The following is a 24,233-nucleotide window of genomic DNA, read 5'->3' as shown; positions in this document are numbered from 1 at the left end:
CCAATGGAAAATTATTTATTTGAGCTTGCTCACTTAGTATTGCGTTATTTTCATGTAATTGCGGGCATAGCCTGGATTGGGGCATCGTTTTATTTTGCATGGCTTGATAACAACTTACAAACACCACCCCAGTGGAAACAAGACAAAGGTATAAAAGGCGATTTATGGGCCGTGCACGGCGGTGGCTTTTACGAAGTGGCTAAGTATCAAAATGGCCCTGAACAAATGCCACACACCCTGCACTGGTTTAAATGGGAAGCCTACACAACGTGGATCACCGGTATTTTATTATTTAGCCTACTTTATTATGTTGGCGCCGATGTTTACCTAATCGATAACAGTAAAAGTGAACTAAGTAAATTTGCCGCTATTGGCGCGTCGCTTGGCTTTATTGGCTTAGGTTATGGTGTTTATCGATTATTATGCAAAACCCCGCTCGTTGAAAACGGTAAAGCGTTTATTGCTATGGTTATTGGCATATTGGCCCTTTGGACTTACGGGGTCGATCAGCTATTTAGTGACCGCGCGGTTTATATTCATGTAGGTGCGCTTATTGGTACGTGTATGGTTGGCAATGTGTACCACATTATTATGCCAGGGCAACGCTACATGGTAAGCGAAGTAGAAGCTGGCCGCATTCCTGATTCAGCACCGGGTTTAAAAGCAAAGCTGTGCTCTATTCATAATAACTACGCCACGTTACCTGTGGTATTTATTATGCTGAGCAACCACTTTCCATATACCTACAGCCACAGCTTTGGCTGGCTTATATTAATTGCGCTATTTGGCATTGGCATGTGGATACGCCATTACTTTAACTTAAAGCACCAAGGCGTTAATAAACCCTCGGTACTTATAAGTGGTATTGCCGCCTTTTTTGCCTTAATGCTTGCCATAGCGCCTTGGCCTAGCAGCCCAACAAATGCAGACGAAAACGCACCTTTACAAGCGAGCATTACCGACACTCAAGTTTGGGATATAATCAGCAAGCACTGTACACAGTGCCACAGTGAAACACCTACATCTGAGCTTTTTCAAACAGCGCCCCTTGGCTTTAAGCTCGACTCTATCAATGATGTAAAAAAAGCCAGTGCACTTATTCATACCCGCGCCGTTATTACCAAAGATATGCCATTGGCTAATATGACCAAAATGACTGATACAGAGCGCGAAACGCTGGGCACTTGGCTAAGTACAGTAAAAAAGGAGCAATAGCATGAGCGAGCAATTTAAACACTACCCGCGCGATTTAATTGGTTATGGCTCACAGGTGCCCCATGCAAATTGGCCCAATAAAGCCCGCATAGCCGTGCAAGTGGTATTAAATTACGAAGAAGGCGGCGAAAACTGTGTATTACACGGTGATGCAGCGGCTGAAACATTTTTGTCTGAAATAGTCAGCGCCCCGCATGTAGAAAACCGCCATATAAGCATGGAGTCCATATACGAATATGGCTCACGAGCAGGTGTGTGGCGTTTACTTAAACTCTTTAAAAAATACGATATACCGGTCACCATTTTTGCAGTCGCAATGGCCCTTGAGCGCCATCCCGATGTAGCTAAAGCGTTTGTTGAGGCAGGACACGAAATTGCAAGCCATGGTCTGCGCTGGATCAACTATCAACATATAGATAAGCAAACCGAGCGCGAGCACATGCAAAAAGCCATTGAGATCATTCAAGCACTTACCGGTAAAAAGCCTAAAGGCTGGTACACCGGACGCACAAGCCCAAATACTGCTGCCCTAGTGGTAGAAAATGGCTCGTTTTTATATGATGCCGATGACTACAGCGACGACTTACCCTTTTACAGTATTAAAGAAGGTAAACCACAGTTAATAGTGCCCTACACGCTTGATGTAAACGACATGCGCTTTGCTGCTGTGCAAGGCTTTAACGCCGGCGATCAATTTTATAATTATTTAAAAGATGCATTCGATACGCTTTATGCAGAAGGCGATCCACAAGGTGAAAACACCCCAAAAATGATGTCGATAGGGCTGCATTGCCGCTTAATTGGCCGCCCTGGACGCATTAAAGCCCTCGCACGGTTTTTAGAATATGCCCGCTCGCATGAGCAGGTATGGTTTGCCACGCGCGAGCAAATTGCGGAGCACTGGCTTAAAACCCATCCATACAAATAATTATAATTATGACGACGCTTCTAAAATAATGGCATTGTAAAACATAAAAAGCCCAGCATAGCTGGGCTTTGGTTACTCTAAGGGGGTGTTACTTAATTAAATGTTACTGTTACGATGTTAGAGCATACGTTATCAGAAACACATAATTGGTAATCGTAGCTAGAAAGTGAAGCACCACGCTCGTAATCACGGTAGCGGCCGTTATCCGACGTAGTATCAATTAGCTCACCATTACGGTAAACGTTCATCGATTCAGCTCCTACTGTGCCCCAGCTAAGATCTACACGCATAGTACCCAAGCGTGATTTATTAGCGCGTTTTAATGTAAGCTCAATATCTACATCACTAACAACAACCGTTTGCATATACGTACTCGTATTACCTTCGCTGTCTGTTACGGTTAATTCAACGTTGTAGCTGCCAGAGCCTGCGTACACATGAGTTGGATTTTGATCAGACGATGTTGCCCCATCACCAAAGCTCCAGCTCCACTGTGTAATATCGCTGTTGGCATCAGTACTTGCATCTGTAAACATGGCCGTTAAGCCTTCTATTTCAGTGTCAAAGCTCGCTTGTGGTGGCTGTGGAGTAACTTCTCCAATCGCACTAAATGTAAGAGACCAACCATTGATGTTACCAACATCAGCTCCCGCTGTATCTACAACGTGTAACGTCCAATCACCTGTTGCAACTTCGCCGTTAAATGCGCTTGATGTAAATGTTTTAACAATATCGTCTTCACTGCCACCTTGGTTACTTTGTAACGTAACTTCAGAACCTTGAGCTGATGTTAGCGTCAGTACCAAGTCACCAGACCACGTGTGAGTAATGTTTACATCGGCGGAAGTGCCAAAAAGAGTTAAATCATCAGCAACGGTAATTACAGAGCTTGCACCTTGTGGATCGTTATCTGGAATAGATACGTTTTCATCACTGCTATATGTAAAATCGTTTAAGCCTGCAGGCTGTAGCATTAATGACACAGTTTGTGTTTTTAACTGCTGATCTGTACTTGCCTCAACCATAAAATCATAATTACCCCAAGGCGTGTCATCAAACGTATTTACAGTTAAAACAACCTCATCACCTGGGCGTGCTGTAGAAGCACTAAGTGAAGCCCCCTCTAGACTAGAACTAAGCGAAAGCGCTACATCGCCATCCCACTGCGCAATCGAACCAATCTCAAACGTGTAGGTAACTGTATCGCCAACGGTTGCTTGCTGAGTTGTTGGAGTAACCGATAATTTAAAGCCAGGTGTAGGGTCAGCATCTAATAATGCCTGGTTTGCATTTAAACGCGTACCTGCAACAGTTTTACCCGTTAAAGCAGTATTGGCATCGCCGCTGCTCATTAGCAGCTCTTTTAACTCTACTGTTGTTAAATCTGGGTTTACTGAAAGAACAAGAGCAGCCACACCTGCAACATGTGGTGTTGCCATTGAAGTGCCAGAATAAGTAGCGTAACCGCCACCTGGAATAGTTGAAAGAATAGCGCTACCCGGCGCGCCCATATCAACACTTTCTAGACCCCACTGCGAAAAACCAGACATATTATCACTGCTATCTGTACTTGCAATTGATAGCACGCTGTCGTTTTCGTAGTTAGATGGGTAGTGCGGGTTTACATCGTTATCTACTGCGTCATTCCCTGCTGCTGCTACGAATAAAATGTCTGCGTCTTCACTGGCCGTTATTGCATCGGCTAAAGCTTGGCTATAACCGCCTCCACCCCAACTATTATTTAGTACGCGAAGGTTAACACCTGAGTTTTTAAGACCAACCATGTAGTCAATACATTTAATAGCATCAGACGTTGAACCACTACCTGAAGCATCTAAAAATTTACAACCAGCGATAGATACATCATGATTTACACCCACAATGCCTTCGTTATTGTTGCCACTTGCACCAATGGTTCCTGAAACATGCGTACCATGCCCTTGGTCGTCCATCGGGTCGCCTGAGTTAGTAATTGCATTGATGCCATGAACATCATCAACATAACCGTTACCGTCGTTATCAATTCCATCGCCAGCTATCTCACCAGGGTTAACCCAAGCATTTGCTAAAAGATCGGGGTGACTATAATCAACACCGGTATCAATTACACCAACAACCACATCTCTACTACCCGTAGAAATTGACCATGCTTCAGGTGCATCAATATCGGCGTCAGCTACACCACCGGTTTGACCCTCGTTATTTAAACCCCACAGGTCACCAAAACGCGGATCATTTGGCGTAGTGGCAATGCTTACACGGTAGTCTGGTTCAACATATTCAATAGCCTGATGAGTTTTAAGACGTTTTATTGCCTCTTTAGTACTCATACCCGTTACTTTAAATTTAGCTAAGCGGCCTGAAAGTAAAGACTTATAGTTATCATCAACCTCATCGCTGTTCATGTCAGAGATTTTGGCTCTTACTAACGACCGAGCTTGCTTACGCATTTTAGCTGACACATTTTTTTTGTATTTAACAATAAGCGAATCACTGCTTGCAGTTACTGATTGCTTAATACTTGTTTCTGGTAGTTGCGCAGCAGCTAAACAAGGAACAAGCGCTAGTGTAATAATAGATAATTTTGTTTTCATTGTTCTATCCATAGTTGATTAAGCTTAAAAATTTAAGCAAGTTTACTGACAACATTGAATAAGAAAGATCACATGGCATGTACCCAGCAAACTAACAAATCAAAAATTACTCAAGTCTTTAAATTGGAAACAATAAAAAATCAACATTTTTGACCAGTGGCGCAGCTAAAAAAACACTAAAAGCAGTCTTTTTTATGAGCCAAATTCTTATAATCGGACACTTAAATAGATCAACAATTTTTACTGGTTTTTTAATAAAACAGTGAGAATAAAAATATAAGCACCATAACCAATTGTATTAAAACAATAAAAAAATTGGTAAAAAAAGATGATTTAAGAATTAACAATTCAAGAATACAGTGAATGTGCATTTAAAAAACGCAACACAACATTGAATAACATTTAGATCACAACTTTATACCGGCACGGCATGCTGGAAACGCGAATACTCTATATAAACAAAATAACGTAGGGCATTCGGTATTTTTATTTCAAGGAGAAAATAATGAAGTTAAATAAATCACTTTTAAGCTGTGCAGTGGCAATTGCAATGGGCACAAGCTTCTCTACCTTTGCAGATACAGCAACTAAATCTGGCTCAGTATCTGATTTAAGCACAAAAGTGTCTGTGCAAAGCACGAGCAATTCAATGGTACTTGCGCAAACCCAAGTAGGTAACACAGCATTACTGCTGCAAGATGGTGATGGCAATGCAATGCAGGTTACCACCATTGGTAATGACAACACGACCGAGGTATCGCAATTCCAAACAGGTAACTTTGTAGAAGTAACCACCGTTGGCGATAACAACGTACAAATATACTCTCAGGACGGTTTGTACAATGGTGCTTTAACTACAGTCACCGGCAACAATAATCAGCTTTATGTTTCACAAGAGGGCGAAGGTTTATTTTTTAACAATGAAGCAATCAACTCTATTGTGGGTGATGACAACACTGTTGATATTGAACAAGGTACAGGTGGTCATTGGTTTTACAACATGGACATGCAAGGCAGTGGCAATGAGCTAAGCGCATTACAAACTGGTGAATGGCATGAAGCTGTAATTACAAGCGCTACAGGCGACGATAATGCAGTAATGGTAGAGCAAGACGGCTTTTATAATACGTTCAGAGTGACCTCGCTACAAGGTAACGATAACGAGTTAGATATTGAGCAAGTTGGCGACCAAAATGCTGTAACACTTTCAGATCTTTACGGTGACAATAATGAGTTTGGTGTTGAGCAAGAAGGTGCTGACAACACCGTTAATTTCACAGCTATTGTAGGTAGCGATAACGAAGTAGGTATAGACCAAGAAGGCTTGGCTAATAATGTTGATTCAGCTTTATTTGAAGGCGAAAACAACGAAGTAATGGCGATGCAAAATGGTGACGTTAATACAACAACTGCTGAGTTAATTGGTAACGACAACGAGCTTACAGCCATTCAAAATGGTAGCGAAAATGAAGCATACATGGGCGTATTAGGCTCAGATAATGAATTTACAATTAGCCAATTTGGCGATGTTAACTCAGCTCATTTAGTAAACTTTAATGGCCTAGGAAATGATGTAAACCTTACCCAACTTGGTGAAGAAAACATCGCCGTTGTTGAATCATCTTACCCTGACGTTTCGCTTACATCTAATGAAAACGACATCGAAATTACACAAGATGGCTTGCAAAATGAAACCATGGTTACACTTGCAGGTATTCTTGATAGTAACTTTAACCAAATTGATATTGCGCAAAATGGCGACTTTAACCTTATCGATATGATGGTAGAAGGCAGTGGCCACAGCATAGATATTTCTCAAGAAGGTGAAAATAACTGGGTTGTTGGTACTGAGCAATCACCGTTTTTAGTAGGTGGTGAAAACGTTACATTCAATGTAACTCAACTTGGCAATGACAACATTGTTGAGGGGGGTGTTATTGGTGTTAATAGTACTGTAACGGTTACTCAAATTGGCGACGGTAATACAGCCACAATTACACAAATGTAATTAATAACAATGAAGGGGAGCTTCAACTCCCCTATTTTAAACTATGAAAATAAATAAAAAAATCACTCTCCTGCTCTTACTCGCTTTGTATTTGGCCCCTCCAGGTGTTGCTGCAGATGAACTTGAAATTGATGGGCTGTTACTTGATAGAAGCATTAGCCGATTTGGGCATCAATTTTACTATGAATTTTCAAATTACTGGCGAGACTTACCTTCAACGGCTGGTTTTAACATTGAAATCAAAGAAACAGTAATACCTAAAGCTGGAACAAAGCTTACCTTAGTGATGAACAATCAAACTATATATGCAACCTATTTAGGGCGCAGATTAGAGCCATTAGATGCACGCGTTGAACAAGCGGTCTATACGGTGATTGATGCAATGGCTCGCTCAAACATGGCTACATCTTCTAAAGATATGGCTTTAAATGGATGGTAAAATGAAAAAAATAATATTTACAATAATAACAACATTATCCTTTTGCGCATCAGCAACTGAAATGGTTTATACCCCAATAAACCCAAGTTTTGGCGGTAACCCACTTAATGCCAATATGCTATTGAGTAAAGCACAAGCCCAAAATAAGCATAAAGCGCCTTCAATCGAAAAAGGCTATGCTGAACAATTTCAGGACTCACTTGAACGTACTTATTTAAACCGTATGGTACGTGAAATAACAGACATGGCCTTTGGGGAAGATATAGAAGACAGTATTTTTGACCAAGACTCAATTTTTATGAGTGGCGATTATCAAATTGAAGTCATCACCAGCACCGCTGATACCATTACAGTCAAAATAACAAATATTATTGATGACACCGTCGTGATTATTGAAGTACCGAGGTTTGGATAATGAAAAAAATAATAACAGTAGCAATACTATTACTGCTAAGCGGTTGCTCAACATTAGGCAAATTAATTCCACCGTCACAACAAAATGCAATGAGCCTTGAGCCAACAGAAATATTCAGCGATCTAAAAAACTTACCAAAGCCAGCAGGCAGTATACCGGTTTCAGTTTACTCATTTAGAGATCAAACAGGTCAATACAAACCCCAAACAAATGTAAGCTCTTTTTCTACTGCCGTAACACAAGGCGCTAATTCTATTTTAGTACAAGCGCTTCATGAATCAGACTGGTTTACACCGGTTGAACGAGAAGGTCTGCAAAATATATTAACTGAAAGAAAAATTATTCGGGCAGCCCAATCAGAAAACCCAAACAGTGTTGAACTTCCTCCATTAACCACCGCTAAAATAATTTTAGAAGGCGGTATTATTAGCTACGATACCAACGTAAAAACCGGTGGTTTAGGGATGGAGTACTTTGGTATTGGCGCCTCTGAGCTTTATAGAGAAGATGCTATTTCAATATATTTACGCGCCGTAGACGTACGAACAGGCCAAGTGCTATTGAGCGTTGCCACCAGCAAAAAAGTACTAAGCCAAGAAATGAGAGCAGGCTTTTTTAGATATGTAAGCTACAAGCGCCTTGCCGAAGCCGAAGGTGGCTTTAGCGACAACGAACCCATGAGTATATGTGTTACTCAAGCAATAGAAAAAGCACTGACCGACCTAGTTACAAAGGGCATTGATAAAGGCTTATGGGCTCAAAAAGCAGCTTAATATTTTATTTTAAAAAACTAAAAAGGCTACATTACGTAGCCTTTTTATGTGGTTTATGTTGTTATTTAGCCGCAATAAGCTACTTACTCATAGGTAATAATACTGCTACATAACGCTGGGCCCAGTTTGCAAGCTCTACTCTATTTCGTGAATTTGTTTTTTTGAAGGCACTATACAAATGAGTTTTTACTGTGTGATCACTTATATTAAGTTTATCCGCGATCGTGTTATTACTCGCGCCTTGAGCAATTAAATGGATAACCGACTTTTCGCGTTTGGTCAGGTGAGCATAATCGTCTTGCTTTAAAGTAATATCGTCTTTTAAAGAGTTAAAAGAAGAAGCAACTAATAAAATATCACTAAATGCTTTAGAAATTACTTTTCGGGTAAACCACAGTTCATCGGATGTGACCCTAACTAACCCCTTAAAAATAACTTCTGGCGCATCCGATTTATAAAAAACACCATTAACATGATTTAATAGTAAGTTTTTTTCGCAAACAGCCTCTTGCTCAACATTAAATAAAACAACCTTATGCTTTTTTGCTAAACAAAGTAAATCAGCAGGTAATAAATCAAGCCAGTTATTTTTAGCACCATCAATTAAATATAAATCAAACTTGTCGCGCGCGTCAGGTTTAGGCAATGCATCATCCATTTTTATATCACCAAAAATAGCCTGCATAGTTTTTAATATAATTGTGTAACTTTCACAGTGAAATGAAGATTGAAAGGTGGTTTTAACAAATACGGTGTGCGGTTTTAGCATAGATTTCATCCTTGAAACTTTGATAGTAGATTAACTAAAATATCCGAGGTTTACAATGCGATTTTAGTATTAAGAATAAAGAGAAAAAAGCAGCGAAAAAATTAATACATATAAATAACAATAGCTTAAAAATTAATTTATACTATACCTCATATATTATACTGCTCTGATCTGTTGAGCATTACCTATTAGCTTTATCTCAATACTCAGTACTGAAAAATTATACTGAGCCGTTATTTAAATTTTCCATAAATAACGACCACACTTTAAAGCGTTATATTTTTGCCTTTAATTTATTGAGTGCATCAACAGAGAAACCTCGGTCGTAAAAATATAATATTTTCCCTGTGCTATCTATAAGAATAACGCGCGAATTGTTAGGACTTTGGTTACCAGTAAACTTTTGCACCGCTTCACCGTCTTTATAAATAGTAATAACACCACCCCATAACTCTTTAGGAATCCCTTTGCGCATACCATTATCAATAAACGTGCTAAACATTCGCGGTGCCATGCCGGCAATGGTAGGTAACTCATAGGTAGGGAGTGTTACACCTGCCATATCTAAACCGATTAACCAGCGATCAATATCAAACTGGCTATCTTGTTTATAGCCTATAAGCAGCAAGGTTTTTTCAGTTTTAAAATCACTCGGAATAACAAATTCTTTCTTCTCTAAGCTTTCGCCAGTAATCGTTGGAAATTGCTTTCCGACAACTTGCTGATTAGGGTATTGCGATGCGCAGCCTGTTATTAAGAGTAACAAAAGCATTGTAAATATTGATCTAATCATTCTAATTAGCCTGTTTTTATAATAAATTTAACTGCTTATACGCTTTAAAAAAGATCGTCGATCTTTTTTAAAGCGTTTGCTGTGCTATATACCGTTTAAATTTATCGACCTTCATTGGCCGGCCGTATTTCCAACCTTGCCCATAATGTACACCCGCGCTTTTTAACATAGCTTCTTGCTCAGTTGTTTCTATTCCTTCAGCTACACAGGTGTAATTAAACTTACGCACTAACTCCATTATATTAGGGATCATAGACGCCTTTAAACCTTGCGTGGCTATATCTTGTACAAAAGTTCGGTCTATTTTTAACTGGTGGAAACTTAAATTTTGTAAATTTCTTAAATTAGAATAGCCAGTACCAAAATCATCCAGCGACAAATTAAATCCAGAATCAACCAGCGTTCTAAAATGAGCATGTGCAATGCTAGTATCGAGGTACTCGTCTTCGGTTATTTCTAGGCAAATAATAAAGCGTGAATTAATAAGTGCAGGTTCTTGTGTCAACAGCGATACATTTCCAAGCTCTACATCACAAGGAAATATATTAATAGACACCTTAAAACCCGTTGGTAAATCGTCCAACTCTGTAAGCTCTTTAAGTACTTTCGCTACCATTGCTTGAGTAAACGACCACGTTAAATTATTTTTTCGTATCACCGGAATAAACTCATCGGGGTAAAGTGGCCCGTATTTGTCTTCAAAGCGAGCTAGCACCTCACAACCAATTACTTTACCTGTGTGCAAACAAATAATAGGTTGGTAAGTCCAATAAAATGAGCCCTTTGTTAAGCCTTTACGCACTCTATTATTAGTAGAGCGACGAGCGGCAATTTGATAATCCACTATTAGCGCGCTCGACACACCCGTTAGGCAGGTTAATATAAGAGAAATAATCAGCAAAAATTGATTGTCAGCGAAAAACTCACTCCATGGCGTTCTAACCGCAACGCAATATCCTGTATTTTTATCGCTGCACATAAGTGCGGTTTCAAACGGTATTTGTTTGTGGCTTGCAAGCTCTTTACTCAAGCCGCTTTTACCTGCCAAATGAAATGAATCAGAACCCGTTTTATACGTTATTTCCCAGTACGGTGCTGCAATGTTACTGCGACTAATGGCTGCAGTATCCATAATTAAATTATAGTTACCCTGCCTAACTATCACGACCTGCATTATTCGTTCTTCAAAAAGTAAAATTCTTAAGTTTGGCTCAAACCGAACTCTGATGTTATTGTCGTTTTTACTTTCAAGATTGTTACGAATATAGTCGGGGGTTCTATCGTTTATTGGGGTTTTTAGTACACCCGAACCTGTGGTACAAACAAGCTGGTTATTTTTAAAAAAGCCGATATCTACAACATACTTGGCATCAAAAAGTGCACGCCGCATTTCAAGTAAGTTTTCGTCGCTACACTCAGAGAAGTTTAATGCATTTAAAGGAAAAAGAATTTGGCGTCGCTCGCTTACAGCAGCGTCTATGTGGTTAACAATTTGCTTTGCATCTTTATGTATTACAGCCGCTAATTTTTGCCCCGCAAAATACAATAAAACTAGGCTACCCACTACAAAAACCAAAACACCGGTTAAAACTGCAATTAATGACTTTTGTTGGTATTTTTTCATTATGTCCTTATTGCCTATAAAGCATTCACTATCAGTGTGTTCTCCATCATTGCATAATCAGCCTTAAATGCAAATAAGCTCACAATATTCATAGTAAATAGCGTACTTATAATTTAAGCGTTAGCGTTAATTAAGCATCAACTTCATTTATTAAATTACACACTAAACCCGCTATTTTAGCATGGCTATTGGCTTCTATATGTACCCCATCAATGGGTGAAACAGAAACGATTTTTTGTAAATCATAAAAGTTGGCATTTTTAATACACGCTACATTTTCAAACTCTTTACTCAAAGCTAGGTTTTTACTCGGTGCGCCCTCGTAAACATGCTTATATTGCCCTACACAACTAACATAGGGTGGGCTCAATATTATGAGCTTAGGTTGTTTATAACCCTCGTAAAACCCTTCAATACCGCCTATTAAATTTGCTAAGCCATTCCCTATTTGCTCAGGCGTTAATTTAAAGCGCTTTTTTAAATCGTTAGTACCAAGGGCTATCACTATAGCAGTCAAAGAGTGCGCTTCTAAAAGCGGTTTTAAATAACTTACCCCCGATAAGTCCCCATTAAATGGTGGATTATTCACAAGCGTACGATTAGGCTGCCCTGCTTCTATAATAGCAAATTGGTCACCTAGCCTTTCTGCTAATACCGACGGCCACCTTACTTTTTCCACAAAACGCTTTCCCGTTGCGGGGTTTAATCCCCACGTATTTGAGTCACCAAAACATAAAATAGATTTTTTCATTAAAATGGATTCAAAGTGTAACCTTGCTGCTGAAGTTGAGCATGCGCGGTCATTGCAGATAAAGACATGGTAACGCCTTGTATAAGCTGTTTAGGCGTTACTTTAAAGTGCGTAGCCGACTGCCCGCACACAAATACCTGCGTGTTATTTGCCAATAATTGTTTTATTAAGCTCGCGTTTTTATTATCAACGTTAAAGCGTTTTTTATATTCATCGTTCGCTAGCACATCTACACTTGCACCACCATGTATAACTAATGCTAACTTAATGTTCTCTGGTTTAATGCCATGTGCAACATGCATATTTATAAAGCGGGCAAGTGAGTTCATCGCATTATTTTGCTCGCCTTTTTTAGCGCCATCGGCCACATCAAACGCTATTTTAAATTGAGTCGAATCATTAATCGCTGCATGCTCTGGTACTTTATAGTAATGACCAAAACCGTTAATAAGTTGCTCATTAGCGAAAGATAATGGGCTTAACAACAAAAGTAATAGTAAATATTTCATAAACAATCCTTTGGCTTTTTTAGTGTATAAATAAAGTACCAGATGCTTTGTACAAAAGGCAGTTATTCACGATAAAGTGTGCGAACTTTTATGGTGATGCGTTAAAAAACGCATGCCTAAATAACTAAATGTGTTTTTAAACATCGCAACAAAAGCATCTGGTGCCTCACTCGACGACGCATTAGACAACAACGAAAAATCTTTATTGCGCAGTAAACGCAACTTTGGTTTTAAATGTTCGTCATCCATGTAATCGGTAATTCTGTCTATGAATGTTTTCATTTGTGTTGTGGTGCTATACCAATACACTGGCGAAGCAAATACCCAATGGTCGTAATTTAAAAGTGATTCAAAAAGCGAGAAAAATTCATCATCAGTATATTTTTTACTGTAACTGTAAGGCGGTATTTTAAATTCATCTAAACACACAACGTGCAGCTCATTTTGCTCAGCAAAACTTTTAACATGTGCGGCTGTGTTACCATTTTTTCGTGCCGATGAATAAATAATAACGGTGTTACGACTAAGTTTTTGTTGCATTTTTCCAGCTCCTTTTTTAATGTTGAAGGGAGCTTAAAACCTCAAGTTATATTGAGGTCAATACATGGAATAAAATTAATGTCTGCTGGGCAAAAAAAGCTGATCGACGCCACTTTAACAGTAGGTTACGTAGCAAAAAGAAGTGGTGTAAAAGTGTCTACATTACACTTTTACGAAACTAAACATTTAATAAAAAGCTGGCGAAACAGCGGCAATCAACGCCGCTACAAACCCGACGTACTTCGCCGAGTGGCCGTTATAAAAGCAGCACAAGCCATGGGCATTTCGCTAGACGATATAAAACAAACACTTGCCTCACTCCCCGATAACCGCACGCCCACTAAAAAAGATTGGTCTGCGCTTTCAAAACGCTGGCAAGCTCAATTAGATGAACGCATAGCGTATATGCAACGCATACGCGACCGCGTAGATGGATGTATTGGCTGTGGGTGTTTATCACTTAAAAGCTGCCCTATTTATAATAAAGACGATCATTTAGGGAGTGAGCAAAGTGGAGCAGTATTGTTAAAAAGTAAATTATAATAAATTTGAAAGTTAAATTGAATTTATTTTTAATTAAGCGAGGTTAAAAAAGGAATAATTAATATATAAAATCTTAATATTTTTATTATTGCAATAATGATTATATAGTATAAAAAAGCCTTTCTAAAATTCATTTAGAAAGGCCAAAGCAATTATTTTTTACTTGTTAACTCTTTAACAATCGCATTCATTTCTAAAGGCATTTGAGCCAATATAGCGTCATGATCATTTGCTAAAACAAGATCTTTTTCAATAAAAGACACTACTTCTAAATCTTTAACGTTAATTACACCACCAAAAGCCGTTACGCGTCTTACGCCAGGTACTGGAATACCGCCAGTGCTGTCTACATGCAAAACAATTACATTTTCAAAAGAAAAGTCTTTGTCATCAATAACACCCGAGCTTTTAAGTGCTTTAGTTAACTTTTCCATAGAATACTGTAAGTCAGTAGCAATTCTTTCACCGTAGTAATTTATTTTATAGTCACCTTTATTTGCACCACGGCGAATACTTTCACCTAAAGTCCAAGAAAGGTTGCCTACAACACTATATAGCTGCTGAGCAGAAATAACTGAAGCGCCATATTGACCAGCAACACCCGCAGTAATAGCTAAACCAACTTCACTGCTGTTACCTGGCACGCCATGTAATGAAACCGGAAAAATCAAAGCTGGGTTATTAGTAGATAAATTGATTGGTTGTTCGTATTTGTCATTAACTTTTAAATCAGTTGTCATACAACCTGTTAATATCAAAGTACTAGAAAGAGTTAGTGTAGTTAAAACTTTTTTTAATAAAGTATTCATTTTCATCCTTTTAATGTTTATTTTTTATCCCGCGCAGAATTATACAAACCATTTCAAAAAAAACAACATTAATATAACAAAAATATTTATTGATAATAAAACAATAAAAACACTCTTATAAGTAAAAATACAACAGCATTAACTATACCAATAAACAGAATAATAAAACTTAACATTCCAAATTAAAAACTGTATTAAATCGACATTTTAAATATTTTACATATGATGGCTAAAAATTTGTAATTATAGTTACGCCTAGTGACAACATGGTTTTATTAACATTTAAAAAGGCTCATTAAACTAAAAACCAATAAAATTAAAACTTAACCTTTAACTTTGAATATGAAAGAATTAGTAAGGTAATCTTTTTTTATGTCAAACAACAAAGGTTCAACGTATAGCTAAACCAATATACTCAAAAGACAACTGAACCAGATGGTAGTAAATGCCTTTAATTATTGATTTCCTGCCTACTTCGGCGGTTTATCACATGTTACATTTAGCCTACTTCCATAGTTATTGATAGCCCTTTTTAAGCTGATAATAACGGTATACAAAGTTGAACTTTCAATAATTCAAAAGGAACTTGAACGTGGCCATTATAGGAATTGATTTAGGCACAACTAACAGCGCATGTTGCGTTTGGAAAGGCACAGAGTTAATACAAATTCCCAACCGTTTAGATAAATTTTTGACTCCTTCAGTCGTCACTATTGACGATGAAAACAATATCATCGTTGGTTCCACCGCCAAACAGAGGTTGATCAGTCACCCGCTCAATACAGTTGCAGTTTTCAAACGCATTATGGGCACAGAGCATTCGATAGAAATTGGTAGTCATGCGTTTACTGCCCCCGAGCTATCTTCTTTTGTTTTGCGCTCACTTATCGAAGACGCAGAAGCATTTTTAGGCGAAAAAGTAACAGAGGCAATAATTAGTGTTCCTGCTTACTTTAACGAAAACCAACGATACGCAACTAAATTGGCAGGTGAGCTGGCAGGAGTTAACGTAAGAAGGCTAATAAACGAACCAACAGCAGCAGCTATGGCTTATAGTTTAAATGATCGCCAGCAAGGTACCTTTATGATTTTAGATATGGGTGGCGGAACATTCGATGTCTCAATATTAGAGTACTTTGAGGGCGTTATGGAAGTTCATGCTAGTGCCGGAGATAATTACCTAGGTGGTGAAGACTTCGTTTATGCCATGTTTGAACAGCTATGTTTAGATAATAGCTTTGATAAACAACAGTTTTCTCGCGAAGAACGACAACAAACATTTATGAAGTTAGAAATCATAAAGTGCAATATTGACAATGACTTAGTTCATCAATTACAACTACCGTATCAAAACAAAACATATAAACTTACAATAGAGCAACATTGGTTTTATCGTGTAATAACTCCTCTTTTAATCAGGGCGCAACACCCTATTAATCAAGCCCTACGCGACGCCAACTTACACCCTAATGACATTGATGACGTAATTTTAGTTGGAGGGGCCACCAAGCTTAAAGCCCTGCGGTCTATGGTGAGTAAACTTTTTGGGCGTTTACCTTCTTGCAATTTAAATCCCGAGCTAGTCGTATCAATAGGCGCTGGTGTTCAAGCTGGGCTGGTAGAAAAAAACACAGCCTTGGATGACATTGTTTTAACCGATGTATGTCCCTTTACCCTGGGCACTGAGATACTTGATGATTTTGATAACCCAGGCCAAATGCTTCCAATTATTGAACGCAACTCTATTGTACCTATTAGTGTTGAACGAGATTTATACACATCCAAAGACTATCAAACGACAATGCGAGTTAACATATATCAAGGCGAACACAGACAAGTACATAGAAATATTTGTTTAGGTGAATTAAAAATAAGCGTGCCCAAAGACAAAGTAGGAAAACAACCTGTTACAGTTCGTTACAGCTACGATATGAGCGGACTGCTAGAGGTCGACGTTAAAGTAAAAAGTACCGGAAAAACTTACAACAAAGTAATTAATAACGCCCCAGGCGCATTAACTGATGAGCAAATCAGTCGTGCTAAAGCAACGCTAAGTCAGCTAAAGTTTCACCCTAGAGACAGCGAAAAAAATCGGTCATTAGTAGCAAGAGCAGAACGTATTTACAGTTGCTCTCTTGGTTCTAAAAGAGAAGACATGGGTCAACTAATCTCTCGTTTTGAACATATACTAGATAACCAAAACCCAAGAGAGATACAACAAGCTCAGGTAGTTTTTAGTGAAGCTTTAGACTCGTTTGATAGCGAACGTTGGTTCTAATGATTGACTGGGAATTACTGCAAATAGAACCAACAAGTGATATTGGTTTAATTAAAAAAGCTTATGCTGCTCGTGTCAAAGTTATTCGCCCTGACGAAAAGGCTACGGAGTTTTCTGCACTTCACAATGCATACAAAAGCGCTATTAAGCACGCAAAGAATGCTATGGATCAGGAAATAGAAACTTCTGAAGACCAAATGTTTTTCTCAAAACAAGATGAGCAAGCTCATTTATCTGGTGAGAAAACACCATTTTTTAATAAAAACGAATACCTTGCAGATCAGCAAGGCGCGGGTAAATCATATACTAATTGCCATCAGCATCATGAAGTATTTATTGAGAACTCATTTCACAATCTAATTAACAAAAACGAACAAAATGTTTTAGAAGAAACACCAACTCCTGACTTGTCAGATAACCAGCAAATTACAATTGAAAACCTGGATGACATATTACAAATATGTGACGATATACTATCTGAAGACGATGAACATGTTCAATTTCAGCGCTGGAATCAATTCAGCCAGAAACAAACACTACTTAATAAAAAAACTCACTTCAAAGTAAGCATATATTTGATTAATGCATTTTACTCTTTAATTAAGGCTGTCGGTGATGGCAAACCCCATGCAATATACTCAACTGTAGGGCTGGGAACTCAATCAATAATATTATTAAACAATACATTTTTATGGAAAGAAGAACAAGAAACACTAAAAGAGTATGTAAATTCAAACGCATTAGACTCAATCTTGGAATACATTGATAATGAAACGCCTAACCATAAACCTCTATCAGCGGTCCAAGGTGGTATCAGTGCTCTCGATCGATACTCTAAAGACGAAATCGCAATGTACGAAGCAGCTAAATCAAGCTTTTTTACTTTAAAAGCGTTGTTTATGATGTGGTGTTTTGTCCTGTTAGTTATTTTCTGTGCTTCATTGTTTACAACACTAAACGGTCTGCTATTTCGCCCCTCAAACTTTCAGAACTTTATGCTCGTATTAAGCCAGTTCATTGTATGTTTTAAGCTCTATCAAAATAGTAAATTAGCGTTTAATTGTGTTTGGCTTATTGCAGTTATCGCCTTGCTATTATTTCCTTTTGGTACTTTATGGGGAATATTCGCAATTCGTAAACTTAGAAAAGCACGGCATTATTTTAAATTTGCTAATAACCCACCGATAACTAAATGACAACAAGCGCTTTATTTATATCGATAAAATAAAGTGTTTTTATAGTTCCCATAGTTTGCAAAACACTTACTATCTTAATTTTTAAAACAGCTCATAACCGTTTTTTAAGTACATCTATTTCTTCTTGAGAAAAATCAAGTCCAAGCTCACCATTTGTGTATGCACGAATAAGTTGCTGAGTTGCTAATTTGTCGCCACTACTTGATGCTTTCCTATACCACTCAACTGCTTTTGTATTATTTTGTCCTAAAAAAGGACCATAACCGAAGGCATATGCTAACCCCATAGCTCTTTGACTTTCAATATGACCTAATTCTGCTGCTTGTAACTGATATTGAAGATGTTCTTTTATCATCGCTCTTTGCTGGTAAAAATTAGACAAAACAACAATAGCTTCCACATTTTCCAAGTTGGCAGAATCTTTTAAAAGGCTAACCCCACTTTCTTCATCTAATTTTGTACCAATACCATTTAAATACAAATGACCTAGTCGTACTTTAGCAAAGGAAACCCATTGCTTTTCTTTGGCATTTTCCAAAGCAGCAAGAGCAAATTGAAATGCTAACTTTGGCTGGTTGTTGAGTTCATGATGATATGAAAAAAATGCAAGCGATCCAGAATGGTCTTTAGCTTTTAAATAATTGAGGATTACTAATGCTTTTTCTTTTGATTCTTTTTGAATGTGCCCAAAATAAAATTGCTTTGCCAGATTAAAGTTTTCTGTATCTGAACGTTTTACAATATCTGACCTGGTAGTTCCATCATTGATCACTCTAGTCTGACCAACAGAAAATAAATTACCATTTAGATTTTTTACAAGCTTTTTCGCTATACCATTTACTGGCCATATGTGCGCTCTCTCGGGGTTAACACTAAAGACACCAGATGTAAATTCTGTAATATTTAGGAAAACTAGATTCCCTCGCTTGTCTCTTACGAAATAACTATCCGCAGGCTTTCCTTTAAGCGAAAAAAGTAAGTTATCATCAATAGAGAGTAATTCATCTACTGAAGGTATACGCCAATTTCCAATTCCACAATATTTAACTTCATTTAAATATTTGATCACATTTTTGATACTACAGGCTTCAATATCGCAAATACTAGGATTATCAACGTGCACCTTACTTTCCCAACTAAAAATGGAATTACCATCATTGTTTTTATTTAGCCACATTAGCCCCGATACTTCATCAACTAAACAATCATTTGAACTGTTTTTTTCTATTCCTTTTATATCTATACCCATTTCAGTAGCCAATAATTCAGCTATATCAGTTAAATTCAGTTGAATCGCCCAGTCTAATGCTGTAAGTCCATTACTATCTTCTAACTCTAACAGCGCTTTATGAGTACTAAACTCTTCAACAAAATTTAAGTCTGCAACAGATACGGAAAGGTGCAGTAATGAAATTTTATTGACTCCATAACGCTTTTGTAACATTTCAGAACTGGATTTTTTAATTAGTTCCTTGACTAAATCATGTTGTTTAGCAAGTATTGCCATATATAAACTGGAGTAAACATATTTTTCCTCGTCAAAATGACTCTCACTTTCAACTAAGCCATTAGCTAATTGAAATCTACCCTGCTCAATTAAGTAAGCAATTAATGGCATGCCATCAATTATTTGAGCTTGACCTAATCTAATTAGGCTGTTGTGATATTTACCAATATCTACGTATTGAAAAAGCGCCTTTAAAACTTTACCGTCAGGTTTATAATTACTTTCCAAAACCAAACTAACTAGTTTTGCTTCTTGCTCATTGCTTAGTTGTTGAGTTAATACACTCAGTATTAATTTGTTAGCTTTTTTAACATCACCTTGTAATATGTAAGCCTCTATAAAGTCAATTTTCAGATCTTTCGATAAATTGTCATTATTTGGCGATACATACTGTATGACCAGGCCTTTATCTTTAACCGCGTCCAAGAAGAAAACAGCTGCATATGAGTTCAATTTATTCCTGAAGTCAACATGTTCAGAGTTAACATAACTCAGTTCCAATAATGAATTTATAACTTCTCGATAAGTTAACTCATCACCATACAGTAGAAGGCTGCTTCTTAGTGATTCATAATCACTATCTGAGAGCATGTTTCCATAATCTGATATAAGTTCATTAACAGCTAGACTATTTCCACTTTTAGCTGCCAATAGTAACAACTCTCTCCTATTTTTATGCTCATCTAAACTAATATTATTGCCATAAAAGTCGTATTCATTATCGACAATATAATAAACGGCAGGTAAGTGCCCTTTTTTCGCTAAGATTTTTATATTGTCGTAAATATCATTCTTTTTTTTATTAGTATCTGCCTTTAAATAAAATAAAGATCGAATAAACAAAATATGGAGTGGTTCTGCATCTCGGTAATACTTTTTAATTAATTTGTCGAACGTTTTAGAGCTTTTTAAATTTTCAGGAAAAAACAAGTTAAGGTTTGTTATATATTTATTAGCTTTATATTCAGAAAATGTGTTCGTTTCTGGATCACTCAATAATCTGTAATTAAGGATTAAATCGGGAAAGTAATTTGAATTGCTTAAAAATAATGAGCTAGAAAGCTTGTCACGTGGATTTTTATAAGCATCGTAGTTTAACAAATACTGCCAAGTCTTTTTTTGCGATCTCGCTGACTTTTCGTAACCACTTATAATATCATTTCTTTCCAACTTACCATTGTCAATTAAATACTCCAGCAGGCTGATATGTTGACTTTCAATGGCACTTTGCAAAATACTTGAGTTTGCATTTTCTACTACAACCCTGTTTTTATTAATAATAGAGAGTAAACTTTTATAATCTTCGTTTTCAATTTTTTCTATCCACTCTTCCCTGCTAAATACCTCTGCTTTAGAGCAAGCTAAGATCCCTATCATAAAGGTACATAAAACCACTATTCTTAATTGCATTTGTTATCTCCGTATAACTTCAGCATTTCCTTGCTTTTAGAATTGTAAACTGTTTGATAAACAGATTTACCTTTAGAGTTTTTCACACAAACCGGGTAACCATTTTTTATCATCCACTGACTTATCTCAGGAGATTGATTAATTGCGAAAAATAACAACGGCTCAGATTGATATCGAACATCAAACCTAGCTCCGTGTTCAACTGCAACTTTAAATAGATCTAAGCGGAAGCTACGAATAATATGAGCTATTAGTGGGTAATCAGGGTCAATTGAATCATTAATATCTATCCCATTATTTAATAGATATTCTAAAACATTTTTATCGTAGGATAATGACGCCCGGATGATCCTATTATTAGTTGCAACATCAGATTTAACTTTGTAGCCCAATCGTTTAAACATTTTAAAAATATTTGTAATTTCTTCAATATCAACTGCACGATTTCCTTTGAATTGTAGTAAAAATTCTAAATAAATTGACTGCCCTTTGAATAATCCTTTAGTATTTACACCCATACTTTTCAATGCTTCAACACATTCTATAGTAAGATCTTTATCTATAACTTTTTCAAATAATGTTTTTCCTTTTATATCTGTAATGTCTTTAGGCAAACCGTTATCTAAGTAACGTATTAAAGTTGGGCAAGAAAAATAGCTCTTTTTTGGTAGAAATCTTAGCTCAGATAAATTAAAACCAAGTTTTTTATACGTTTTTAATAACTCAGCAGATCCACCATCTTCACCATCTGGGAAAATTTTTCGATAAAGAGCCCAATTATTCTGATAATTTGCAAAGCTAGGGTGTGAAGATATAATTTTAATTACTGAATGTCTGAAACTAAGATATTCAGCTGTTAAGAAGTCTAATGATAAGTTATTAATTAAATTTTCTATAATTGCTTCGGAATAAGGATAAGAAAAAAGTTCTCGCTTAAATTTATGTAAATTTTTGTTTTTCAGCGCAGTTTGTAACCTTGCGGGTGTAGCACTATTAGAATATTTTGGGCTGGCTTCAGATTTATACTCCGTCAATATAGATTTAAATAAAGTAGATGCCCACCCTAAACTTTTAACTTTTTCTTCCAGTACTTCAGAAAGCTCAATACCTTTTGTGTTTTCTAGTGATAATACAGATACGCCATGTGATTCAATATAATCAGTAAAATAAGAAAAATCTTCAGACTCTATAGACTCAAACAAAAAAGCAATTTTAGCTTGGTGACTAAACAAGCTTCCATCATCTAATAGGTAGTCCCAGTTTATTTCTTCATCTTCTTGAATCATATTTATTGATGTAATAGAACAGCTAACATTATTTTTTACTAAAAGATACTTAGCTCTTTCAAGCTCTCGCCCATAACTTTTAGTTATAAAGAACGCACATAATTTATCTTGAAACCAAGGTTCACGAATAAAAAAATCATGGGAAGCATTATTATCTGATAGAAAAATTTTAATATAGTCAGTATTTTCTAGTTGTTGCTTTATTAATGATTCAAATCTATCACTTTCAAGGCCAAAAGCTTCAAAGAAGCTTAGTTTTTCTAAGAAATAACCATTTTTTTTCAACTCTTCGTCGAATATAATTAAAAACTTCGATTTATCTATATCAATAAAACCATCAGAAAATAAAGATCGGAGAACATTAGGATGCTTGTCTATTATATCCACTAAAGCATCCAGCTGTTCATCCTCACTTAAATTATTAATTGTGTTCCATATCTTTGAAAGCAAGTTTTTATCTGACGTTCTCGAAAAAAAACAAAGCAGCTCATTTTTATTCAAACCACCTATATATATGTATTCGAGCAAATACATATATTTATTTACTTTATCATTGCAACCATTTATTAAACCTAACTTCGCAGCATCTTCTAATACCTTTGGCATAAAAGCGTAGTACCATTCTAGTGGAGCTGCTGTAATCTCAAAAAATACAATTGGCTTCACCTTGGCCTCATGTAATGGGATATTGTAATTCGTAACTAAATTACGAACTAAGTATTGATGATCAACACTCATCGCCCACTCAAGTAAATGTAACCTCGAAGACTCATTTAGAGCATTAATATCAATCATTGAAATTTGCTTTTCACTGTAGGGAACAAATAGCTCAAGATTCTGTACTATATTGTTTAACTCTTCATATGGTTTACCGTCAATAACTAAGTCAGTTTCAGGTTTTGTTTGACTAAGTACCTTAATGTTCTTTTCAACCATCTCTAATTCATGTTGCTCTAATTTAATATGGCCTAAATCAAACAAATTCTTGAGTAATTGACTTTCAAATTCAACATATTCACTATTCAGAACTAATTTAACATCTAATTGATTTCCATGTAATTGATACCAAACGGATGTAGCTTGCTTGCTTATAAAAGCATTAGTGTATGGAAATGGTTGTATTAGCTCAGGATTATTTAAAAAAGCCTCTTTCGCCATATTTAAATACTCTAATGTAAAGTTTTCGCTAGATTGAAATTTTATCCATGCATTGAAAATACGCAATCTATCAACCTTTTCGTTACTTCTATCTGTTTCAGAAAAGTTTTGAACTCTAAGCTCTTTAACAAACGACTCTATTAATGAGGTATTCCCACTCTCCATAAAACGAAGAAGCATTTCTAATTTATCAATATTTTCATAGTTAGATAGATCTACACTTTGGGCTGTTTGTAATGCAGCATCATATTCTTTATTATCTAATTCGAATATGATTGCGTCTTTATAAACTGTTTGTTTTAACCACCCGTTAGATATCCAAGTAGCTATTTTGTCTTTATGATAACCTTTCTTAATTAACCGTGAATAAAGATCTCGCTGACTGTCAGCATCTAATTTTTCACTGTAACCATTTTTAAATCTAGCAATTAAATCTTTTTCTGAGAGGTAGTTTGCAGCAAATGAAGGGGTTAGAAAGTTTTGAGCTGTATGCTCAGAGATTATAGAGTTTGAGTTTACATCAAATGAGAAAACAAGCCCGTAAAAAAGGAGCCATTTTAATAACCTTTCCATTTACCATCCTTAGTACATATTGAATTTTTTATTAAAATAAAAATCATTCCATGAATTAGATTAATCATAATAAAAGTAAAAGTAAAAGTAATACTACATAAAAATAAAATTTACT

General features: G+C 36.6%; 19 protein-coding genes. 9 read left to right on the top strand and 10 right to left on the bottom strand.

The window, feature by feature from the left end:
• Nucleotides 1–3 precede the first annotated feature (3 nt).
• Nucleotides 4–1,215, top strand: coding sequence for a urate hydroxylase PuuD (locus PMAN_RS17205; protein ID WP_010556869.1), 1,212 nt, complete (start codon nucleotides 4–6; stop codon nucleotides 1,213–1,215).
• 1 nt (nucleotide 1,216) lies between these two features.
• On the top strand, nucleotides 1,217–2,143 hold the full coding sequence (puuE, locus tag PMAN_RS17200) for an allantoinase PuuE (protein WP_010556870.1): 927 nt from the start codon (nucleotides 1,217–1,219) through the stop codon (nucleotides 2,141–2,143).
• A 92-nt stretch (nucleotides 2,144–2,235) separates the two neighbouring features.
• On the opposite strand, the gene PMAN_RS17195 is transcribed toward puuE, so the two are convergent.
• Nucleotides 2,236–4,737, bottom strand: coding sequence for a S8 family serine peptidase (locus PMAN_RS17195; protein ID WP_010556871.1), 2,502 nt, complete (start codon nucleotides 4,735–4,737; stop codon nucleotides 2,236–2,238).
• Nucleotides 4,738–5,242: 505 nt separating this feature from the next.
• Between PMAN_RS17195 and PMAN_RS17190 the strand changes: the two genes are divergently transcribed.
• Genes PMAN_RS17190 through PMAN_RS17175 form a run of 4 tightly spaced genes read left to right on the top strand, consistent with a single transcriptional unit; the run spans nucleotide 5,243 to nucleotide 8,372 of the window.
• Nucleotides 5,243–6,745, top strand: coding sequence for a curlin (locus PMAN_RS17190; RefSeq protein ID WP_010556872.1), 1,503 nt, complete (start codon nucleotides 5,243–5,245; stop codon nucleotides 6,743–6,745).
• A gap of 43 nt (nucleotides 6,746–6,788) precedes the next feature.
• Nucleotides 6,789–7,184: a curli production assembly/transport protein CsgE gene (locus tag PMAN_RS17185; protein WP_006792600.1), complete on the top strand. Its 396-nt coding sequence runs from the start codon at nucleotides 6,789–6,791 to the stop codon at nucleotides 7,182–7,184.
• Nucleotides 7,174–7,599 (top strand): curli assembly protein CsgF, encoded by a 426-nt coding sequence (locus PMAN_RS17180; RefSeq protein WP_006792599.1) that lies wholly within the window; start codon nucleotides 7,174–7,176, stop codon nucleotides 7,597–7,599. Before PMAN_RS17185 ends, PMAN_RS17180 begins: the two co-directional genes overlap by 11 nt.
• Nucleotides 7,599–8,372, top strand: a complete 774-nt coding sequence (locus PMAN_RS17175; protein ID WP_010556873.1) for a CsgG/HfaB family protein — start codon at nucleotides 7,599–7,601, stop codon at nucleotides 8,370–8,372. Before PMAN_RS17180 ends, PMAN_RS17175 begins: the two co-directional genes overlap by 1 nt.
• A 79-nt stretch (nucleotides 8,373–8,451) precedes the next feature.
• Here PMAN_RS17175 and PMAN_RS17170 read toward each other — a convergent pair whose 3' ends face one another.
• The 6 genes from PMAN_RS17170 to PMAN_RS17145 form a co-directional block, all read right to left on the bottom strand.
• Nucleotides 8,452–9,141: a helix-turn-helix transcriptional regulator gene (locus tag PMAN_RS17170; RefSeq protein ID WP_008128493.1), complete on the bottom strand. Its 690-nt coding sequence runs from the start codon at nucleotides 9,139–9,141 to the stop codon at nucleotides 8,452–8,454.
• A gap of 274 nt (nucleotides 9,142–9,415) precedes the next feature.
• Nucleotides 9,416–9,934, bottom strand: coding sequence for a hypothetical protein (locus tag PMAN_RS17165; protein ID WP_010556874.1), 519 nt, complete (start codon nucleotides 9,932–9,934; stop codon nucleotides 9,416–9,418).
• Nucleotides 9,935–10,001: 67 nt separating this feature from the next.
• Nucleotides 10,002–11,558 (bottom strand): EAL domain-containing protein, encoded by a 1,557-nt coding sequence (locus PMAN_RS17160; RefSeq protein WP_010556875.1) that lies wholly within the window; start codon nucleotides 11,556–11,558, stop codon nucleotides 10,002–10,004.
• Between the two features lie 130 nt (nucleotides 11,559–11,688).
• Entirely contained in the window at nucleotides 11,689–12,309 is a 621-nt protein-coding gene (locus PMAN_RS17155; protein ID WP_010556876.1) for an SGNH/GDSL hydrolase family protein, read from the bottom strand.
• Nucleotides 12,309–12,818 (bottom strand): DsrE family protein, encoded by a 510-nt coding sequence (locus PMAN_RS17150; RefSeq protein WP_010556877.1) that lies wholly within the window; start codon nucleotides 12,816–12,818, stop codon nucleotides 12,309–12,311. Before PMAN_RS17150 ends, PMAN_RS17155 begins: the two co-directional genes overlap by 1 nt.
• Nucleotides 12,819–12,884: 66 nt before the next feature.
• The gene (locus PMAN_RS17145; protein WP_008128048.1) at nucleotides 12,885–13,358 is read right to left on the bottom strand and encodes a flavodoxin family protein; all 474 of its coding nucleotides are present in this window, start codon (nucleotides 13,356–13,358) and stop codon (nucleotides 12,885–12,887) included.
• Between the two features lie 78 nt (nucleotides 13,359–13,436).
• Between PMAN_RS17145 and soxR the strand changes: the two genes are divergently transcribed.
• Nucleotides 13,437–13,901, top strand: coding sequence for a redox-sensitive transcriptional activator SoxR (soxR, locus tag PMAN_RS17140; protein ID WP_010556878.1), 465 nt, complete (start codon nucleotides 13,437–13,439; stop codon nucleotides 13,899–13,901).
• Between the two features lie 152 nt (nucleotides 13,902–14,053).
• Here soxR and PMAN_RS17135 read toward each other — a convergent pair whose 3' ends face one another.
• Complete coding sequence (locus tag PMAN_RS17135) at nucleotides 14,054–14,710, bottom strand: hypothetical protein (protein WP_010556879.1); 657 nt, start codon at nucleotides 14,708–14,710, stop codon at nucleotides 14,054–14,056.
• Between the two features lie 592 nt (nucleotides 14,711–15,302).
• Between PMAN_RS17135 and PMAN_RS17130 the strand changes: the two genes are divergently transcribed.
• Together PMAN_RS17130 and PMAN_RS17125 are read left to right on the top strand one after the other, a co-directional pair.
• Nucleotides 15,303–16,988: a molecular chaperone HscC gene (locus PMAN_RS17130; RefSeq protein ID WP_010556880.1), complete on the top strand. Its 1,686-nt coding sequence runs from the start codon at nucleotides 15,303–15,305 to the stop codon at nucleotides 16,986–16,988.
• A complete protein-coding gene (locus PMAN_RS17125) occupies nucleotides 16,988–18,184 on the top strand; it encodes a hypothetical protein (protein WP_010556881.1) in 1,197 nt (398 codons plus the stop codon). The genes PMAN_RS17130 and PMAN_RS17125 overlap by 1 nt, the downstream gene beginning before the upstream one ends.
• A gap of 91 nt (nucleotides 18,185–18,275) precedes the next feature.
• Here PMAN_RS17125 and PMAN_RS17120 read toward each other — a convergent pair whose 3' ends face one another.
• Together PMAN_RS17120 and PMAN_RS17115 are read right to left on the bottom strand one after the other, a co-directional pair.
• Nucleotides 18,276–21,101 carry an ankyrin repeat domain-containing protein gene (locus PMAN_RS17120; RefSeq protein ID WP_010556882.1) on the bottom strand — a complete coding sequence of 942 codons (2,826 nt, stop codon included), beginning with the start codon at nucleotides 21,099–21,101 and terminating at the stop codon, nucleotides 18,276–18,278.
• Nucleotides 21,092–24,118 (bottom strand): ankyrin repeat domain-containing protein, encoded by a 3,027-nt coding sequence (locus tag PMAN_RS17115; protein WP_010556883.1) that lies wholly within the window; start codon nucleotides 24,116–24,118, stop codon nucleotides 21,092–21,094. The genes PMAN_RS17120 and PMAN_RS17115 overlap by 10 nt, the downstream gene beginning before the upstream one ends.
• Between the last annotated feature and the right edge of the window lie 115 nt (nucleotides 24,119–24,233).

Source organism: Pseudoalteromonas marina (genome assembly GCF_000238335.3).
GTDB classification, from domain to species: Bacteria; Pseudomonadota; Gammaproteobacteria; order Enterobacterales; family Alteromonadaceae; genus Pseudoalteromonas; species Pseudoalteromonas marina.
The sequence above is the reverse complement of the archived record's forward strand: the minus strand, read 5'-3'. Positions and strand labels throughout refer to the sequence as shown.

Excerpts from the sequence above, each read along its gene's own strand:
- PMAN_RS17175 (WP_010556873.1), top strand. The coding sequence starts at position 7,599 with ATGAAAAAAATAATAACAGTAGCAATACTATTACTGCTAAGCGGTTGC.
- PMAN_RS17115 (WP_010556883.1), bottom strand. The coding sequence starts at position 24,118 with ATGGAAAGGTTATTAAAATGGCTCCTTTTTTACGGGCTTGTTTTCTCA.
- PMAN_RS17180 (WP_006792599.1), top strand. The coding sequence starts at position 7,174 with ATGGATGGTAAAATGAAAAAAATAATATTTACAATAATAACAACATTA.
- puuE (WP_010556870.1), top strand. The coding sequence starts at position 1,217 with ATGAGCGAGCAATTTAAACACTACCCGCGCGATTTAATTGGTTATGGC.
- soxR (WP_010556878.1), top strand. The coding sequence starts at position 13,437 with ATGTCTGCTGGGCAAAAAAAGCTGATCGACGCCACTTTAACAGTAGGT.
- PMAN_RS17190 (WP_010556872.1), top strand. The coding sequence starts at position 5,243 with ATGAAGTTAAATAAATCACTTTTAAGCTGTGCAGTGGCAATTGCAATG.
- PMAN_RS17155 (WP_010556876.1), bottom strand. The coding sequence starts at position 12,309 with ATGAAAAAATCTATTTTATGTTTTGGTGACTCAAATACGTGGGGATTA.
- PMAN_RS17150 (WP_010556877.1), bottom strand. The coding sequence starts at position 12,818 with ATGAAATATTTACTATTACTTTTGTTGTTAAGCCCATTATCTTTCGCT.
- PMAN_RS17165 (WP_010556874.1), bottom strand. The coding sequence starts at position 9,934 with ATGATTAGATCAATATTTACAATGCTTTTGTTACTCTTAATAACAGGC.
- PMAN_RS17160 (WP_010556875.1), bottom strand. The coding sequence starts at position 11,558 with ATGAAAAAATACCAACAAAAGTCATTAATTGCAGTTTTAACCGGTGTT.
- PMAN_RS17205 (WP_010556869.1), top strand. The coding sequence starts at position 4 with ATGGAAAATTATTTATTTGAGCTTGCTCACTTAGTATTGCGTTATTTT.
- PMAN_RS17185 (WP_006792600.1), top strand. The coding sequence starts at position 6,789 with ATGAAAATAAATAAAAAAATCACTCTCCTGCTCTTACTCGCTTTGTAT.
- PMAN_RS17170 (WP_008128493.1), bottom strand. The coding sequence starts at position 9,141 with ATGCTAAAACCGCACACCGTATTTGTTAAAACCACCTTTCAATCTTCA.
- PMAN_RS17195 (WP_010556871.1), bottom strand. The coding sequence starts at position 4,737 with ATGAAAACAAAATTATCTATTATTACACTAGCGCTTGTTCCTTGTTTA.
- PMAN_RS17120 (WP_010556882.1), bottom strand. The coding sequence starts at position 21,101 with ATGCAATTAAGAATAGTGGTTTTATGTACCTTTATGATAGGGATCTTA.
- PMAN_RS17135 (WP_010556879.1), bottom strand. The coding sequence starts at position 14,710 with ATGAATACTTTATTAAAAAAAGTTTTAACTACACTAACTCTTTCTAGT.
- PMAN_RS17125 (WP_010556881.1), top strand. The coding sequence starts at position 16,988 with ATGATTGACTGGGAATTACTGCAAATAGAACCAACAAGTGATATTGGT.
- PMAN_RS17145 (WP_008128048.1), bottom strand. The coding sequence starts at position 13,358 with ATGCAACAAAAACTTAGTCGTAACACCGTTATTATTTATTCATCGGCA.